This window comes from Wolbachia endosymbiont (group B) of Gerris lacustris (assembly GCF_964028355.1).
GTDB lineage: Bacteria > Pseudomonadota > Alphaproteobacteria > Rickettsiales > Anaplasmataceae > Wolbachia.
In genome coordinates, this window is sequence record NZ_OZ034761.1 from 1,391,482 (window position 1) to 1,409,725 (window position 18,244).

The window sequence follows — 18,244 nt, forward strand, 5'->3', positions numbered from 1 at the left end:
ACTAACATATACTGCGTTAATTGTCAATTGTGAGAACTTTTGTTTCCGTATTTTCCAATGAATCACCATAAGTGACTGCTTTTAGGTAAAATTTTCTTCCTTCTTGCACTTCGAAAGAAATTATTGAATCATCAAGTAGAACGAATTTTTCACCTGAGGTGTATTCATATTTCTTAGTGCCCTCTTGTTCTCTAATGAGGTTACTCAATTTGTATTTATTCTTGTCTATAAGCTTTGCACTTTCAAATTTTATTACCTCTTTGCCAACCAGAGCTAACACAGTTGGACTCATGACATCTAGCTTACCAAAACGTAGCACTACTGTAATTCCCTCATCGGTAGATTCGATTACATATCCGTAAGTAGATTGTATGTTTGCACTTGCGATGGGCTTATAATCTTTATCATCATACGAAATAAAGAGCGTTGCTCCTTTCCAATTTTCCTCTTCACTAGTTAAAGTAAAATTTGTAATATTACCTTTAATATACGGTAAATCGATCATTTCTATGATGGTTTTACTGATATGAGAAGGAGGATATTCTTTCAGCATAAGTGATTTTGTTGAAGAAAAGGAGAGCTTGTATATAGAGGGATCATAACCAACTCCTATTACTTGAATGGACATGCTTTCAAACTTTGTCTTTACAATTCTTATCGTATGTCTTTTCTCGCCATCTGAAATTGCTATGACATCACTTGGTAAAAGCCATGCATATTTTATCGGTAGCTTAAAGTTGTATACATTTCTCTCTTGCCACGAAGAATAAAGTAAAACTTCAGCTATATTTTGCGCCTCACCCTCTTCCATAATTAGCGGTATTGGAACTGTTGCAGCATTGCCCTGCTTTGGCAGTTCAGCATATTTCACATCAATTGGATAGCCAAAATTGCGGTTAAAATAAACGACGTTGATCTTATTGTTTAAATCTAATTGACTAAGTTGTACCGACCTTAAACTGTTATTGGAAACTATCTCATCAATGGGTACTACAGTTGTAACTCCCCTGCCCTTTTGAATAAATTTCAGTTTAGAGTCTTGCTCGACAACATCAAAGAAATAACAATTTTGTAGCATTCTAATGATGGAACGTACTGATTGCTGGTCATTTATTACATACCCAGACAGCAATCCTTTAACATCACTTGTATCAAACTGATCGCTTTTTAAGCCGGCCTTTTGTAATAAATCAGATAAAACATCAAATATATCAAGTTGTGAAATTTTCCCTTGAATCCAATGGCCTGTCTGCCAGTTATGGCAATCAGCCCACATATCACATAAATTGGGAAAATAAGGAAATGGTCTTGCATCCCACGCCCAGAGGAACATTTTCTCCACCATTTCTGAGCTTTGCCACCTTTTTAGTGTTCCTTCGATTGCAATTTTCTGCGAAAGAAAGCTTACCTCTCCGTTTGAGTATCGTGGATACTTATACCAACTCTCATTATTAATGAACCAAATAAGAAGCATTGCAGAGTTGTTTAACCGTGGAAGGGGAAAGAGAGGTAATAAATTTACACAAAGCGCTCTCAAGCAGAACAATTGTATCGTAGATTTTATTGCGCAAAATGTTCTGTTTTATATATAACCAAAACCTCTCAACAGGATTGAGGTCAGGTGAGTATGGTGGTAGGTATATAATTTCGATATTTTTAGGTATCTTTAAACTTTTTGACTTATGCCAACTAGCGCAATCCATCACGAGAAAAGCCTTTCGTATTCCTAAATATTGCGACATCTGTTCAAGGAATATATTTATACAAGCAGTGTTGACGTTTGGTGCAAATAAGCTAAAATTCTCTCCATTTCTGGGATTAACTGCACTATAGAGATAAAAATTTTCCCTACCTAATTTTACCTTAACCTGTGTCCTACTGCCTTTTTTAAACCACCCATGTCCAACTTTTGAATGTGTACCAAACCGTGATTCATCGAAGAAAAATAGCTCTTTTTCAGAATGCATGACAATAGTTTCATTGAGGTTTTTTTTTAAACTCCTCTTGCTTATTTTTATCCTGTCCACTATGAACTGGTCTTGGTGTGATATATGAGAATTTCATTCTTTGCATATTACGATGTATTGTGGATTTGCTGATATTCAAACCAAATCTTTCTTGGATTCTTATTCTCATTTCTCTAATAGTAATATTGGGGTTTTCCTCTATCCACACCTCAATTTGTTCAAGTTGACTTTGGTTCAATATAGTTTTTCTACGGCGTTGAGGTGGAGAAAATAATTTTTCTTCTCTTCCAAATTTTATGTGCTTTATCCATGTAGTAATTGCCTTTCTCGAAATGCAACATATTTTTGCTACAGCTGTTATACTGTGCTTTTTTGCTGCAATTACAGCATTTAGTTTTTTTGCAACATACGCATTATTTCTTACTTTCTTCAGCATCTCTTTTGCTGATTCCACCACTTTTTCATCCAATAATTTTGATCTTAATGCCATCTAAACCTCGCTGTTTTACTTACTCCAGTATGGCTTTTTTTCCATTATCGTCTATTCGTTGCTTGTATAGCGGGAATTGGTATTACTTTCTATGCTACCTTTATCAACAAATACATTTGGCTCATTAGTGCAGCCATTCATACTGGAAAATCCATATTCGGTAAACCATATTTTCTTCATTTTTGGTTGCCATTTTGTCTTGCTACCGCCTGGATTTACATGAGCTTCACTCCACCATTTTTCTATATTCTTCCACGCGTATTTACTGTTGTTATATTTTACTTTTTCGGTTCTACTCTTTGAGTAATCGTAAAAATAATCATACCCTACTCCGCTGTTCCAACCATAGATTACATCTTCCGCAGAATAACCAAAAGGAGGTTCTGGGCCATCGGTGAGTGGAAAATAAGCATCTATACCAACAACATCGATAAACTCCGAAGACCAAAGTTCATCCATATTATACCAACCATCATATGAATGATACTCGCTCCAATCAGCAGCATAAGTCACTGTTACTTCTTTCCCGAGCTGAAGTTTTATTCGCTTTGCAAGTTTGACCAGCTCTACCACTGCAGGATAATTGCCCTCTACATCTTTTACTCTGGTAAGCTGAGCAAACTCAGAACCAATAATAAACCCTTCCACTTTAGTTTGTTTGGCAATGCTCGTGTAATGCTCTATGAATTTGCTATACTGATTCTCAAAAAAATCACTTATATCCTGAGGAGTACCGCTCAATTTTCCTCGCCACTCTTTGTTTTTTGTGTCAAGCAAGGGCATTGGGTAGAGCATCACCTTATAACCTCTACTATGTAGTTCTTCTATATATCTAATCAATCCTGCATCGCTAACTGTACCACCATACCTTGGATTTCCATTATTATCTTTTGAAATCAGCTGAGCCTTATCTCTGGTAATACTGCCTACTTGCCAATCATCAGGTACTATAGCAGAATCGTCTTGAAATTCAACTGCAGGATATATTTTACAATCTTTGATATTTAAACTGCTCGCAAACCAATTAACCACTACCGATGCCCATTCAACATTTGGTAAACTTTCCTTCAATTGGTCCAAAGAAAGCATAGCATCGCTCTTTTTTGTGTGATTATTGTGATTTACCCTTTGTGCCAGCCCATATGGGATATATTGGCTACTGCTTATTTTTTCTCGCGCAATTTTCTTCTGTATTTTTGTATCATACACAAACTCTCCTGAACCTGGTATAATATTGATATTCTCAACGTTTTCTGCGACTGAGAATCCACTAAGCTTTAACGCAGTTTGCACTTCAAATGTAAACACCGGAACGCGATTGTTGTAGTCTGCTAAAGGAAAATTCTTGATAACTATGTAAGATATTCCCCTATAGGCAGGTACGTTTTTTTCTCCCTCAAGAGACAATATAAACGGATCAGGGTTTTGATCTTCTCTGCCGTGATAAAAAGTATAATCTATTTCATCAAAACTGAGCGATTTTGTATTCGCCCAGATTCTGTTTAATCTTTCTACTTCCCCCTTGCAGATTGCAATTGCAAGCGTTGCATAGTAGTTATATGCAATATTTATACCTCTTCCAATTTTGGTAGTTATCGCCTCTTCTTTTATTGGCTGTGACCAAATAATGTTTCCAGCAACACGAGCAGTGCCGTAGATAATTGGAATTGCTTTACCATAGGTTGAGGTTTGAACTTGCAGATTTTTTAGCCTTGGTCCGTGTATCACTTTTTGCTCAGCACCAAGACCAAATATTGCATTATCAAGCTGTGCACCAAGAAGAGCACCGAGTTCTGAGCCAACAATCTGGCCAATTGGGCCAAAAATACTGCCCGCTTTACTTAAAATTGATGATAAAATTATTGTAGACATAATATTCTCCTTTTTGATAGATTTTTTTGAATTTTTTAAAGAAGATCCCAGACTGGGATGAAATTGGGATCTACTGTATAGTAGTGTCATGCGACTGGTATCCAGAAAAAAAAGGATGTCACTCCAGTGCTCCTTTTCCTGTCATCCCAGTGTCAAGCACTGGGATCCAATAAAAAAATCTGGATTCCAGCATCAAGTGCTGGAATGACAACTTAATAAAGCGTCACTTGCTGGAATATAGGTGCCACCCAAGTAGCTGACACTAGGATCCATTGTTCTTTATTTCTGGATTCCAGCGTCACACGCTGGAATGACATTAAATGATTTTTCTTTGAATTTGAGTTATGCAAGCAGCACCTTTGTTGTCATGCAAGTAGTCCCTTCGATGTCACCCGAGTAGCCCTCTTCCTGTCATCCCAGTACTGGGATCCAGCCTTTCTTACCAACAAAAAACTTGGCATAACTTGCGTGCTCAAAAAATTCCTGGATTCCAGTACTGGAATGACACCCTTTTAGAAGTTCAATGAACCTTCTGGGTAAAAACTATTGTCAAGCACTGGTATGACATGATTCGAATTGTGTCACTTGCATGGCGTTATCCCAGACTGTGTAGTAACGCTCCTTATTGCTGGATTTGCTGTGCACTTACTTGAGAAAAAACATCACTTAATGAAGAGCTCGCTGACGAGCTTCTAGATGAGCCAGATGACATCCTTGTACCCTCGTTTTTAATTTTTCCGTTACTATGTTTCTCATTTTTCTTATCTTCAATGTTATGCTCCTTCTTAAATCTTTCACATAAAGTGAAAATAGGTATACTTTTGCCTTTACTTTTCATTTTTTCCCTCTCCTCTTGTATATACTTGGCTAAACCAATAAGATTTGCTACTGAAAAATCATTAGTACTATTTACAATAGTTTCAACATCTCTATAGCTTAATTCTTTTAGATGTTCTTTTAGTATCCCCCTACGTGTACTTTCTTTCTCTAGCACAGGAATCTCAATTTTTCTCAAGCGCTCATGCCTAACTAGTGCTCCATCTAAATCATTCGCACGATTAGTTGTGGCAATTACTATATTCTCTTCAAGGAAAGTTTTATTCAATTTATCGAGTAAATGAGTTAAAGATTCTACATTCCTGTTTTTACCACTCTCGCGATCTAGACCAATGCCGTCAATCTCTTCCATAATAATTATACAAGGAGTGCTTTCTCTTGCCCTCTCAAAAACTTGATCTATATTCGCTACATTACATAAGGAAGATGCAGAAATACGTATGACAGCAAATTGAGATTTAATTTCATTTGCAATCGCCTCACAAATACTAGTCTTACCTGTCCCTCCTTTGCCATTCAATAAATATCCTCCGCCTTTTGATTTACAAATCTCTCTCAGATCTTCTTTTATGCTACTTGGTAATATAATATCATCAAATGCTGTATTCCATCCTCTTTCTTCACCTTTTGCGTAAAATTTCATATTCAGCTTTACTTCTACTTCATCTTTTGTTGCAGGACTATTAATTAACTTTGCAGAAAGATCAATAACCTCTTTTTTTAACCCATCCACTTCATCTTTCGTTGCAAAATTCTCTGAAATTCTGTCGACTTTTTTTTCTAGACCACTAAACTTCTCTTTATTTTCTTTAGCCCCTTTATCCTCTGATACTTCTATGATTGGAGCTCGAGTATTTTCTTCTTTCCTTAACCCTTTATTCGGCTCATTGACTTCAGCTTTCGAGTTTTCTTGAGATTTTTTATTTTGTTTAATCATTTTATATAAAAACACAATTACTACTGCAGAAAGCGCAAATAAAATAAAAATAAAAGGGGGAGCTATATTTAAAGCTGCAACTGAAGATAAAAATGTAACGTAAGGAGCTACAGCAAAAACTCCAGATGTAAGTAGTGCAAGAGAAGCAATAGCACCAGCTGTAAGAAAAGGTATATTAGTTCTACTAAACATATTTTAGCTTATAAGTAATTAATTTATAAATAATATATTTAAAGAGTACAAGCTTTTCATAGTAAAGCAAGACCAGCTAAAGAAATAACTTAAGGTTTCTTTAATCAATCTATGATCGAAGTATTATGCAGTATTAAGATATAAGATGGTATGTTGTATTTTTAATTCAGTGTTCTTTTTCTGTCATTCCAGTACCCTGGAATGACAGATGCTATGACAAGAAATTCAATAACTTAAAGTAGGTAATTAAAGCCTCTAATTAAGATCTAAATCTATAGTTATTATAAGCAACACTAAAGAAGTGCGGAAGTAAAAATTTACGAAAGGGGAGTGTTAAATAAACTGTGTCAAGCTGCATTTTTAGTTCAACTCAATTTTCAGTCTGTTGGGAAAGAAAATGTCAAGCTGAGACATAGTTAATGCCCAATTAGGCAAAGCTGTAGTCCACTTTTGCTCTACCTTTTTTATAGCACAATATACCTTTTGTACAAGGCATTTGTATTAGTAAATGAGCCCTTAGTTTTAGTAAATTTCCTAATTTGTCTATGCAATCCCTCAATTGGATTGGTGGTGTAAATCAGCTTCCTAACTGGTCCAGAATACTTAAAATAACCAGACAAATTTTCCCAATTGTTTTGCCATGATTTTGTAACCAAGGGATATTTTTCACTCCATTTTTCTTCCAGCTCAAGCAAATAATTCTCAGCAATCTCTTTACTTGAAGCACGATATATTTTTTTCAAATCATTTATGAAAACTTTTACATCTTTGCTAGATACATACTTCAGTGAATTCCTTATCTGATGCACTATGCATAGCTGTACTTCTGCTTTAGGAAATACACTATTTATAGCGGTAGGAAAGCTTTTTAGCCCATCAATACAGGCAATTAGAATATCTTCTACTCCTCTTTCTTTGAGGTCATTTAGTACTCCCAACCAGAAGTTAGCTCCTTCACTTTCAGCCAAATAAAAACCTAATACTTCTTTTCTGCCATTTTGATTTATGCCCAATATATTATACATACATTTACTTATGCAATGTCCGTCCTCCTTGACCTTAAAAAACATGCCATCCATAAATACTATTGGATACACTGATTGCAGTGGGCGGCTGCGCCATTCATTGATTACTGGTAGCAGTTTATCGGTAATACTAGATATCTCTGCTGCTGATATTTTGTGGTCATATATTTCCTCAACATGTGAAGCTATATCTCTGTATCCCATGCCACTGGCATATGTGCTTAAGACCTTTGCTTCAAGTTCTGGATGTAGGCTTGTTTGCCTTTTTTTGACTATTTGTGGTTCAAAGCTTCCCTCCCTATCTCTTGGTGTTAGCAGCTCAAATGAGCCTGCACTCGTGCGTAAAGTTTTTGCGTTTCTCCCATTTCTTCGGTTATTTTCTTCACTTTCAGCTGACATGTAGCTTTCTATTTCACCTTCCAGACTTGCCTCTAGCAACCTTTTTATAAACGGTGTTAATGCTCCATCTCTTCCTGTCAATGGTCTTCCTTCTCGTATAGATGACAGGATATTTGTTTCTAATTCTTTATAATCTACCAAACCAGTAGTTCTATTTGCTTGACTCATATCAAACCTCCATTTTTTATATCAATTTATTACTTTTTTTTCGGTTTGACACACTTTTTTGAACGTTCCCATAACATGGCAACTAAGCCACCAACAACTACACTACCTTGAACTACTTTACTTTTTAAAAACCCTTTTATACTCTCTACCATATCTTCTTGGTGATTTATAATGGCATAATACAAAGGAGTTTTCTGCAAACTATCTTTTTCATAAACATCTGCACCTCTGTCTAGTAGAGCATCTACTATCTCTAAATAGCCATTTTTAGCAGCATAATGCAAAGGAGTACTACCATTTCTATCTTTTACATGAACACTTGCGCCTTCAGCTAACAGAGCATATACTACCTCTACATGGTTACTTAAAGTAGCATAATGCAAAGGAGTACTACCATTTTCATCTTTTACATTAATATCTGCACCTGTTTTTAGTAGAACATTTACTACATCTATGAATTTATATATAGTAGCATGATGCAAAGGAGTCCGACCATTTCTGTCTTTTATATTAACACCTGCACCTCTCTTTAGTAGAACATTTACTACATCTATGAAGTTATATACAGTAGCATAATGCAAAGGAGTACTGCCACTTCTGTCTTTTACATTAACATCCGCACCTTTTTCTAGTAGAGCATTTACTACATCTATACATCCACTATAAATGGCATGATACAAGGCAGTCTCTCTATTTTCACCTTCTACATGAACATCCGCATGCCTATCTAATAAAACATTCACTAAATCCTTACAGCCAGCTGCTGCAGCTGCAATTAATAATGTAAATTCGGCATCAGGATCACTTTGGATGAATGTATGATTTATACTAAAATTTTTATTTTCCCACTCTTGATACGCTATTGTATCTTCCCTTCGCAATACCTCTTTTATTTTATTAATTACGTTATCTTTATTTACACTTGCATCTTTATCAATTGCACTTAATATCTTTTTCAGATTTTCAAAATCCATCTTTACCTCCTATAACTTTACGTTGCAGTTACTACACAATTACAAACAAAAGTAAACACATTTTTAGGAATTATTTAAAAAAAGAAACCATTGAAAAAGTCAGTGATTTGCAATAAATAACTGATCCATTTAATTGAAAGAAATATGTGATGTAACTATAGTCATTATAAACAACAATAGAAAAAACACGGAAGTAAAAAATTTATATTGATCTTATCATATTTATTATTAGCATAATTATAAACATGGGAAAGCAAATACAAGTCAACTTATCTAAAAAAAATAGTGAGAGGGTCTTATCTGGCGCAAAATGGATGGCCAACCTTAGTGAAAATTATTTTGCATCATTGAATAATAACAGCATTAAACCAGCCAGCTCTGTGAGAAAGCTAATAGAGGCTTTTTTACTTGTTCCAATTATTATATCCACTGCTATTACACTAGCATGTACCTATTTTTTTCTGAATGCAGTGAGTATTCAAAAATATGATTGCAGCTTTGAATAAGGGAAAAATTATGGCGCCTATGATTTTTGAAGGCTACTGCAATACAGACGTTTTTAATAGCTAATTCAAGCTTTTTGCTGGGTGATTTTGGATAATGCAACTTTTCATAGAAAATAAGTGAATTTGTTAAAAGTGTCGGTGCTGAAGTTATATATCTGCCTCCATATTCTCCAGATTTTAACAAAATTGAGCATAATTGGTTTGCTATAAAAAACAGAATCAGGACTCTATTTTCATCTTTTCGTTATTCTATTGATTCTTCCTTTTTATGACCTTTTTAGACTATTATGAGAAGGGCTATAACTGGTCAGAAAAAGAATTCATAACTTATGAACAAGAAATAAAGCGCGTATTTGTGATGAAAGGGCTATTCTTGCTCGGAAACTTGATGATGCTACAGAAAAAGGTATGGAAGAAGGTATTGAAAAAGGAAAAATTGCGGGAAAGACTGAAGTGGCAAAAGCATTGCTTGCTGAAGGCATGGATATTACTACCATTGCTAAAGTAACAAGATTGTCTATTAGCAAAATTGAGAAATTAACGTAAAGTTTTACCAAAGATTACACAGCATTTTCCTGAATTTTTCAATAAAGAAAGGGTATCTGAAAAGTAATTATACCGAAATTAATATAATATCCATTAATATTATATTATTTAATTAAGGATATATTATGACAAAATCTATACAAGATTCTACTTCATTGACATTGCGTGGAGTTGATTTACTTAACTTATGCCACAGACAGTGTGAAAATAAATACTGGAGTGATAATTTATTGTCGAAAATTAATAGATCTTGGTGCAAGGCCGACTGTAATAGGAATACTAAAGCTCCTGAACACCATTCACCAGAAAAAGTAACACTTATACCAACTCTCATTATTAATGAACCAAATAAGAAGCATTGCAGAGTTGTTTAACCGTGGAAGGGGAAAGAGAGGTAATAAATTTACACAAAGCGCTCTCAAGCAGAACAATTGTATCGTAGATTTTATTGCGCAAAATGTTCTGTTTTATATATAACCAAAACCTCTCAACAGGATTGAGGTCAGGTGAGTATGGTGGTAGGTATATAATTTCGATATTTTTAGGTATCTTTAAACTTTTTGACTTATGCCAACTAGCGCAATCCATCACGAGAAAAGCCTTTCGTATTCCTAAATATTGCGACATCTGTTCAAGGAATATATTTATACAAGCAGTGTTGACGTTTGGTGCGAATAAGCTAAAATTCTCTCCATTTCTGGGATTAACTGCACTATAGAGATAAAAATTTTCCCTACCTAATTTTACCTTAACCTGTGTCCTACTGCCTTTTTTAAACCACCCATGTCCAACTTTTGAATGTGTACCAAACCGTGATTCATCGAAGAAAAATAGCTCTTTTTCAGAATGCATGACAATAGTTTCATTGAGGTTTTTTTTTAAACTCCTCTTGCTTATTTTTATCCTGTCCACTATGAACTGGTCTTGGTGTGATATATGAGAATTTCATTCTTTGCATATTACGATGTATTGTGGATTTGCTGATATTCAAACCAAATCTTTCTTGGATTCTTATTCTCATTTCTCTGATAGTAATATTGGGGTTTTCCTCTATCCACACCTCAATTTGTTCAAGTTGACTTTGGTTCAATATAGTTTTTCTACGGCGTTGAGGTGGAGAAAATAATTTTTCTTTTCTTCCAAATTTTATGTGCTTTATCCATGTAGTAATTGCCTTTCTCGAAATGCAACATATTTTTGCTACAGCTGTTATACTGTGCTTTTTTGCTGCAATTACAGCATTTAGTTTTTTTGCAACATACGCATTATTTCTTACTTTCTTCAACATCTCTTTTGCTGATTCCACCACTTTTTCATCCAATAATTTTGATCTTAATGCCATCTAAACCTCGCTATTTTACTTACTCCAGTATGGCTTTTTTTCCATTATTGTCTATTCGTTGCTTGTATAGCGGGAATTGGTATTAGTGAAAAGTTAACAGATATTGCAAGCAATCTCCGTTTTGAGAGCGAAAAGTTATCGCTTATAGCAGATGAAATGGACATTTACAATTCAATGTCTATTTAATCAAAAAAGGAAGTTTTGTAGGCGTACTCCCTATATCTTTCAATTTAGAAAATAACTATAGACCCAGCATACACTATAACTGGACTTTTTGAGAGGAATTTGTAAAGTAAAACACTAAACCTTTACTAAAAATGAAACGTTGTACCTTAGCTGATTTTCATACAGTTCTTGCAAGCGATAGCACTCTCACTTCTCTTGCACCAGAGTTTAAAATTTCCTGAGAGCAAGACCTTGCGGTTGCGCCAGTTGTTACTACATCATCAACCAATATCACGATTTTGTTTTTGATAATTTCGCTGTTGCTTATTTTAAAAGCCTTTTTTAAATTTTTTTCACGCCGTTTAAGTGAAAGACCAGCTTGAGGTACAGTGTGACAAATACGTTTTATTGCAAATGGTGTATAAGATAAATTAGATAACTTACTTAATTCCTTCGCGAGCAATGCTGCTTGATTATATTTACGTTTAAATAAGCGTATTTTATGTAGCGGTATGGGAATTATGACCTCTGCATTTTGAAATATGTCTTTGTTAGTTTTGTACATCCACTTTGCATAGACTTTCACATAATTTAAGTTATCAAAAAATTTAAAATTTATAATCATATTTTCGCTATGTTCATCGTAGGCAAAAACTGATCTTAACACTTCAAATAATGGAGGACTGCTGATGCATTTGCCACATGTATAAATGTTATCTGGAATTACTACACCACAAACATTACAGTAATGCTTAGTTAAAAAATTAATTTTTTTATTGCATTCACTGCATAAGTCATAACTTTCATCAATTATACATTCACAACTTACGCATGCGTTTGGAAATATGAGATCTGTAGCTTTTTTTAGCAAGAGAAGATTCATGAATTAAATATGTTAGGTATACCTTTTAAAATACTCCTCATAACCTAATTATTAAGAAATAGTCGATACTTGATCCAATAAATATGTTTTAAGATACTTGCCTGTAACGCTTTCTGGAGTCTGTGCAACTTTTTCTGGAGTTCCTACAGCAACCACTTCGCCACCTTTTACTCCACCCTCTGGACCAATATCTATTATGTAATCAGCAGTTTTTATAACGTGTAAATTGTGCTCAATAACTATAACAGTGTTTCCTAAATCAACTAACCTATGGAGTATTTTCAGTAAATTATTTACATCTTCAAAATGTAACCCAGTTGTTGGCTCATCGAGAATATACAATATTTTTCCGGTAAATCGCTTTGATAGTTCCTTAGACAGCTTTATTCGTTGTGCTTCACCCCCGGACAATGTCGTTGACGACTGTCCAAGCGTTATATAGCCAAGCCCTACTTCTTGTAAAGAAATCAACTTTTCCTTTATCATTGGAAGATCTGCAAAAAAATCACATGCTTGATCTATTGTCATATCAAGTACATCAGAGATTGATTTTCCCTTGTAAGTAACTTCCAATGTTTCTCGGTTATACCTCTGTCCTCTACATTGCTCACATTTCACATAAACATCCGGTAAGAAATGCATCTCGATCTTTAAATGCCCATCACCTTTACAAGCTTCACATCTTCCTCCCTTGGTATTAAATGAAAATCGGCTCACATTATATCCCCTAGCTTTCGATTCTGGAAGACCTGCAAACCAATTTCTGATGTGAGTAAACATACCAACATATGTTGCTGGATTTGATGCTGGGGTCCTACCAATTGGCGATTGATCAACTTCTATAATTTTATCTATATACTCAAGGCCTTCTATCTTGTCGCATCGGCCATGCTTTACAGATGAATGATTTATCTTCTGTGCTGAATATTTATATAGTGTTTCTATTACTAAACTTGATTTTCCTCCTCCTGATATTCCAGTAACACAAATGAGATTCCCTATAGGAAATTCAACATTTATATTTTTTAAGTGATTCTCACACGCGTTAACTACCTTTATGAACTGAGTTGCTTGCTTTCTTCTTTTTGAAATTGAAATTTCCTTCTTTCCACTTAAATACTGTCCTGTTATGCTCTCTAAATTTTTTTGTACCTGACCTGGTGTTCCTTCTGCAACAACTTTTCCTCCGTTTACACCAGCTCCAGGACCAATATCAATCACATAATCAGCAGCCATTATTGTGTCTTCATCATGTTCAACAACAATCACAGTATTACCCATGTCTCTCAGATTTTTAAGTGTGGCAATTAATCGATCATTATCACATTGATGAAGGCCAATTGAGGGTTCGTCAAGCACGTATAGCACTCCTGTTAAACCAGAGCCAATTTGCGAAGCAAGCCTGATCCTCTGGCTTTCACCACCAGAGAGAGTGCTAGATTCACGGTCAAGTGTAAGGTAATTTAGCCCTACATCCTTTAAAAATGTCAGCCTTTTGATTATTTCGTTTAATATTTTATTTGAAATTTGCTTATGTTGTTCTGTGAGCTTGTCTGGCAAATTTTCAAACCACTTAAGGGATTCATCGATGCTGAGCTCTGATATTTCACCTATATGTTTTTCATCAATTTTCACTGTAAGTGCTTCTTTTCTCAATCTATAGCCAGTACATTCCTTGCAGTGCATGATAGAGCAATATTTCTCAATAAGTGCTTCATTATAATCCATCTGGTGTTCTAGGATACTGACCAAGCCTTGAAATTTTAGTTCTCTAGAGCCAAAGAGTATCAAATCCTTCACTTTTTCATCTATATTTTTCCACGGAATATCAAGGCTAAATTTGCAATTTTCAGCCAATGATAGAATTACATTTCTTAGAGACCCAGAATTTGCATGCATTTGACCTACTGGCTTTAAAGCACCCTCAGATATTGAGAGTGTCTCATCTGGCACTATCAGGTTTGCATCAACACTTATTTTCTTACCGAGCCCATTACATGAACTGCACGCACCATAGGGGCTGTTGAAAGAAAACAATCTTGGCTCTATTTCTTCAAGAGTAAAGCCAGACTCAGGACATGCAAAATTCTCTGAGAAAGTTAAAACTTGACCGTTTTTATATTCGGAATTATGGTTGTCGGGTAATTCCACTATTTCTGCATATATCAAGCCATGGGCAAGTCTCAATGCTGATTCTATACTGCTTGGTAGTCGATTTCCTATATCATCTGATATAGATACTCTATCTGCAACTACGAAAATATCGTGCTTCTTGTTTTTATCGAGTTTAGGCAACTCATCTATATGATATATTTTACCGTTTATTTTTAGTCTTACGTAACCCTGCTTTTTAATTTCCAATATCTCTTTCAGGTGCTCTCCCTTTCTGCCACGCACAATAGGAGCAAGTATATATACTTTAGTTTCTAAAGGTAATGCTGTAATAATATCTACAATTTGAGATACAGTCTGTTTCGTTATTGGTAATCCAGTTGCAGGCGAGTAAGGAATTCCTATTCGTGCATATATTAAGCGTAGATAGTCATAAATTTCAGTAACAGTTCCAACGGTTGATCTTGGATTTTTTGAGATCGATTTTTGATTAATTGATATTGCAGGAGAGAGGCCTGTGATTGACTCAACATCTGGTTTATCTTGAATGTTAAGAAATTGACGTGCATAAACCGATAGACTTTCAACGTATCGGCGTTGGCCTTCTGCATAAATCGTATCGAATGCTAAGCTTGATTTACCAGAACCGCTCAGCCCAGTTATAACAACTAACTTATTTTTCGGTATATTGACATCTATACCCTGCAGATTATGCTCTCTTGCACCTTTAACTCTGATCATACTTCATATACCTTTGACCATTACAGCCTCAAAATACATAAACTCACAACAACTTGCTACTAATTTTTTTAACTATTACAGAAAACGAGGTAGTGCAAAACATTTTGCCACACAACTATATGAACATCTGTTTTCGCCAAGTTAGTTCGTACAACAAATGGTGTCATAAAAGTATGTTTTCTACAATCTCATCAAAAACATGCTTACCAATTTTTGGAAACAGGAAATTTTATTTTATATAAAATATAGAATTTTGATATATTTAACTTTTTTGTGAGATTATGCAACGATAAAAATAAATTGAGAGGGAAAGGTTATGGCAATAGAGAAGCAGAAGTTTTTTGAAATAATAAATGAGGTAGGTGAAAGTTGTAAGTTAAAAATGTGATATAAAAGAGATAAGAGGGAAAGATAACCCTACTCACTATAGGAATAGGGCTATCACGGGCGTGTGCGACCGAATGAAAGTTGGTATTACAACCGTAGCCATCAAGGTAAACTAGCCCCATCTCTCGATACGTTTGAATAGTTGCATGGGACATATGTATGCACCCGTTTACAATCTTAAATTAATTAAACTATCGAGGTTATTTATTATGATTACATCTTATCAAAATTTCATTGGCATTGATATCGGAAAATTTAAAAATGTTGCTGCAGCTTATAACCAAAGGAGCGCTATCAAGTTTGACAATGATGCTACTGGTTGGCAACAGTTGTTTCAAAAATTTTCAGATATCCTACCTAATTCTCTAGTAACTTTAGAAAACACTGGAAAATATGAGCTTGGCTTAGCACATTTTCTTGTTGATAAGAATGTTGCTGTACATCGAGCTAATACTCGTAAAGTAAAAAGTTTTATCATATCACATGGAACTTTAGCAAAGACAGATCAATCAGATGCAAGAGCCCTTGCTCAATATGGTTTTGAACGCTATAGTGCTCTATCTCTATTTGTGCCTATGTCAAAAGAACAAACCGCCTTAGTTGCACTCTGTCAACGTCGTGATGACATTACACAAATGAGAACTCAAGAGAAATGTAGGCTTGCAGCACCTGAAAACGACTATATAAAGGAAAGTTGCCAAAAAACAATAGACTTTTTTACCAGTCAGATAAATGAGTTCAACGATGCCATACAAAGAATTATTGATAAAAATCCAGAGTTACAAAAGCGTCAAAAGATCTTGAGAACAGTGCCAGGAATAGGTCTCAAGTTATCACAAGTTTTTGTGTGTCTAATGCCAGAACTTGGCCACCTAAACAAAAAAGAAGTTGCAAGTCTTGCTGGAGTTGCTCCACATCCAAAAGAAAGCGGTAAAACTATTGGTTACCGAAGGATAACAGGTGGTAGAAGCAATGTTCGTGCAAAGCTTTTCACAGCTGCTATGGCTGCTGCAAGATCTAAATCTGCACTTGGTGCTTTTTATTCTGATCTTATTGGTAGAGGTAAAAAGAAGATGGTAGCTATAACAGCTCTAATGCGAAAAATCATAGTAATTGCCAATGCAAGACTTAAAGAAGCAATTAATATGAAATAAAAAAATCTGTATAGAAAATAGGTTAACGAATATGTGCGTCTACACACATTTAAAGCACATATTCGTTAACCATAAAATCTAAGCAGTGCTTGCTGTTTGATATAAATTTCTTTCTGTATAAACTAGGGTTTTTGTTGCCAAAATACATTTTTCAATTGAATAAAAATACAAAATTATCAACAAATGAGACTAAATTCAAAAAATTTTAAAAAACATAGTTGATGGAGGTTTGGATGAAGATAATTTACTTGAAAGAATAAAGAATGAGTTAAAAGGAAAAGATGAAGTAGAGTACAACAAGTTTAGTAAAAATTTTAGTAAAGAACGTCAATTTAGTATAAAAATTTCAGAAGAAGCTGCGGAAGATTGGACGTTGTTACATCTTGCTACAGCATGCAACACTATGTTAATAGTGGAACTTCTACTAAAAAAGAAAGCAAGTGTTAGCGCTCGAGTAAAAGATGGTTCTAAAAATGATGGACTAACTGCTTTGCATATTGCTGCTTCTTGTGGACATAAAGACATGGTAAAACGGTTACTAAATGACAATCGAGTCAATCCTTCATTAAAAAGCAAAAATAAGACTCCAAGAGAGATAGTTGGTAATACAGAGAATAAAGAAGCTATAGAGAAAATGTTAAAGAAAGCAGAACAAAATTTTTATACAAAGCATGAGAAAAAAAACTGATGTACCAGCAGATGTTATAAATTCTGTGAAACAATACAATACCATACGTAGTGGTGAACAGGCTCCTGTTACGTGCGAAAGTAGTGACAGTGTAGTAAGTGAGCAATACTTACATGCTGGTGTTAAGAATATGGTAGAAAAATTTGAGTCACCGCAAAGAGGAAGTGTTACATATAGTGGTAAACAGACTCCTATTGGTGAAAGCGTTAGTAGTGACGACAGCGGTCTAGATCTTGAGTCTACATTTGATACTTCTTTCTGCTCTGAAATAAATAACGATGGGGCAGCTAATGAAGTTGATGACCAAACTTCAGAAAGTCTGCAACCTCAAATTCAGTTGCAAGATAGACAAATTCGGAAGTTAGAAAAGCCAGGTAAAGAATTAAAACATGTTGAGAAAGCACTAGAAAAGTTAAAGAGTGACTTAGCTGAACATGAAACTCGGTTAGAAATACTTGATAAGCTCAGTAAAGAGAATCAATCACTAAAGCAAAAAATAAAAAATCTGGAAAACGAGAATACAACACTTAATAGTGAATTAAGCAAAACCAAAGCAAATAAAGTAGAAAAAACACAACTGTGTTTCTTAAAAATTGCTTCTGTAAATCTTGTAACCATGTTGACAGTAGGTGTTATCTTTAGTGTAGCTTTCCAATTACCAATTCTATTGATGATTGCAACTTCTGTGACATCTGCATTAATAGCCAGTGTAGTGACATATACAATATCAACAAAACCTACTGAATTAAAAGAAATAAGTATTCAATGCTCAATGCAACATGATGCTTGTAAAACTTAACTTGTGCGCTTCCTGGTAATTTTGATATAGTTATTTCAGTTGAAATTTACAGATTTACAA

General features: G+C 34.8%; 12 protein-coding genes and 3 pseudogenes. 6 read left to right on the top strand and 9 right to left on the bottom strand.

Going from position 1 to position 18,244, the window contains the following annotated elements; all coding sequences use genetic code 11:
* Positions 1-16: 16 nt before the first annotated feature.
* The 6 genes and pseudogenes from ABWU62_RS07140 to ABWU62_RS07165 all read right to left on the bottom strand — a co-directional run bounded on the left by ABWU62_RS07140 (position 17) and on the right by ABWU62_RS07165 (position 8,861).
* The gene (locus tag ABWU62_RS07140) at positions 17-1,474 is read right to left on the bottom strand and encodes a phage tail protein (protein ID WP_353287969.1); all 1,458 of its coding nucleotides are present in this window, start codon (positions 1,472-1,474) and stop codon (positions 17-19) included.
* A protein-coding gene (locus ABWU62_RS07145) for an IS630 family transposase (protein WP_353287090.1) occupies positions 1,452-2,457 on the bottom strand; the annotation gives its coding sequence in 2 pieces (ribosomal slippage) (positions 1,452-1,994 and positions 1,996-2,457; 1,005 coding nt in all). Before ABWU62_RS07145 ends, ABWU62_RS07140 begins: the two co-directional genes overlap by 23 nt.
* A gap of 51 nt (positions 2,458-2,508) precedes the next feature.
* Positions 2,509-4,329 (bottom strand): glycoside hydrolase TIM-barrel-like domain-containing protein, encoded by a 1,821-nt coding sequence (locus tag ABWU62_RS07150; RefSeq protein ID WP_353287970.1) that lies wholly within the window; start codon positions 4,327-4,329, stop codon positions 2,509-2,511.
* Between the two features lie 622 nt (positions 4,330-4,951).
* Positions 4,952-6,295 (bottom strand): AAA family ATPase, encoded by a 1,344-nt coding sequence (locus tag ABWU62_RS07155; protein WP_353287971.1) that lies wholly within the window; start codon positions 6,293-6,295, stop codon positions 4,952-4,954.
* A gap of 360 nt (positions 6,296-6,655) precedes the next feature.
* Positions 6,656-7,887, bottom strand: a pseudogene (locus ABWU62_RS07160) (IS256 family transposase).
* A gap of 29 nt (positions 7,888-7,916) precedes the next feature.
* Positions 7,917-8,861, bottom strand: a complete 945-nt coding sequence (locus ABWU62_RS07165; protein ID WP_353287972.1) for an ankyrin repeat domain-containing protein — start codon at positions 8,859-8,861, stop codon at positions 7,917-7,919.
* 245 nt (positions 8,862-9,106) lie between these two features.
* On the opposite strand from ABWU62_RS07165, the gene ABWU62_RS07170 reads away from it, so the two are divergent.
* The 3 genes and pseudogenes from ABWU62_RS07170 to ABWU62_RS07180 all read left to right on the top strand — a co-directional run.
* Positions 9,107-9,367, top strand: a complete 261-nt coding sequence (locus ABWU62_RS07170) for a hypothetical protein (protein WP_353288207.1) — start codon at positions 9,107-9,109, stop codon at positions 9,365-9,367.
* A pseudogene (locus ABWU62_RS07175) lies at positions 9,345-9,639 on the top strand (transposase); the annotation flags it as partial. The gene ABWU62_RS07170 and the pseudogene ABWU62_RS07175, both read left to right, overlap by 23 nt.
* Before the next feature lie 26 nt (positions 9,640-9,665).
* A pseudogene (locus ABWU62_RS07180) lies at positions 9,666-9,913 on the top strand (transposase); the annotation flags it as partial.
* Positions 9,914-10,249: 336 nt separating this feature from the next.
* Here ABWU62_RS07180 and ABWU62_RS07185 read toward each other — a convergent pair.
* From ABWU62_RS07185 to uvrA, 3 genes are all read right to left on the bottom strand, one after another.
* Positions 10,250-11,255 (bottom strand): IS630 family transposase gene (locus ABWU62_RS07185; RefSeq protein ID WP_353287112.1). Its coding sequence is split into 2 segments (ribosomal slippage): positions 10,250-10,792 and positions 10,794-11,255, totalling 1,005 coding nucleotides; the frame shifts between segments, so codons are not numbered across the junction.
* 343 nt (positions 11,256-11,598) lie between these two features.
* Positions 11,599-12,303, bottom strand: coding sequence for a ComF family protein (locus ABWU62_RS07190; protein ID WP_353287973.1), 705 nt, complete (start codon positions 12,301-12,303; stop codon positions 11,599-11,601).
* 51 nt (positions 12,304-12,354) lie between these two features.
* On the bottom strand, positions 12,355-15,156 hold the full coding sequence (gene uvrA / locus ABWU62_RS07195; RefSeq protein ID WP_353287974.1) for an excinuclease ABC subunit UvrA: 2,802 nt from the start codon (positions 15,154-15,156) through the stop codon (positions 12,355-12,357).
* Positions 15,157-15,752: 596 nt separating this feature from the next.
* Between uvrA and ABWU62_RS07200 the strand changes: the two genes are divergently transcribed.
* The 3 genes from ABWU62_RS07200 to ABWU62_RS07210 all read left to right on the top strand — a co-directional run bounded on the left by ABWU62_RS07200 (position 15,753) and on the right by ABWU62_RS07210 (position 18,184).
* A complete protein-coding gene (locus ABWU62_RS07200) occupies positions 15,753-16,697 on the top strand; it encodes an IS110 family transposase (protein WP_265022222.1) in 945 nt (314 codons plus the stop codon).
* Between the two features lie 229 nt (positions 16,698-16,926).
* Positions 16,927-17,385 (top strand): ankyrin repeat domain-containing protein, encoded by a 459-nt coding sequence (locus tag ABWU62_RS07205; RefSeq protein ID WP_353287975.1) that lies wholly within the window; start codon positions 16,927-16,929, stop codon positions 17,383-17,385.
* Positions 17,369-18,184 carry a hypothetical protein gene (locus ABWU62_RS07210; protein WP_353287976.1) on the top strand — a complete coding sequence of 272 codons (816 nt, stop codon included), beginning with the start codon at positions 17,369-17,371 and terminating at the stop codon, positions 18,182-18,184. The genes ABWU62_RS07205 and ABWU62_RS07210 overlap by 17 nt, the downstream gene beginning before the upstream one ends.
* Positions 18,185-18,244: the final 60 nt, after the last annotated feature.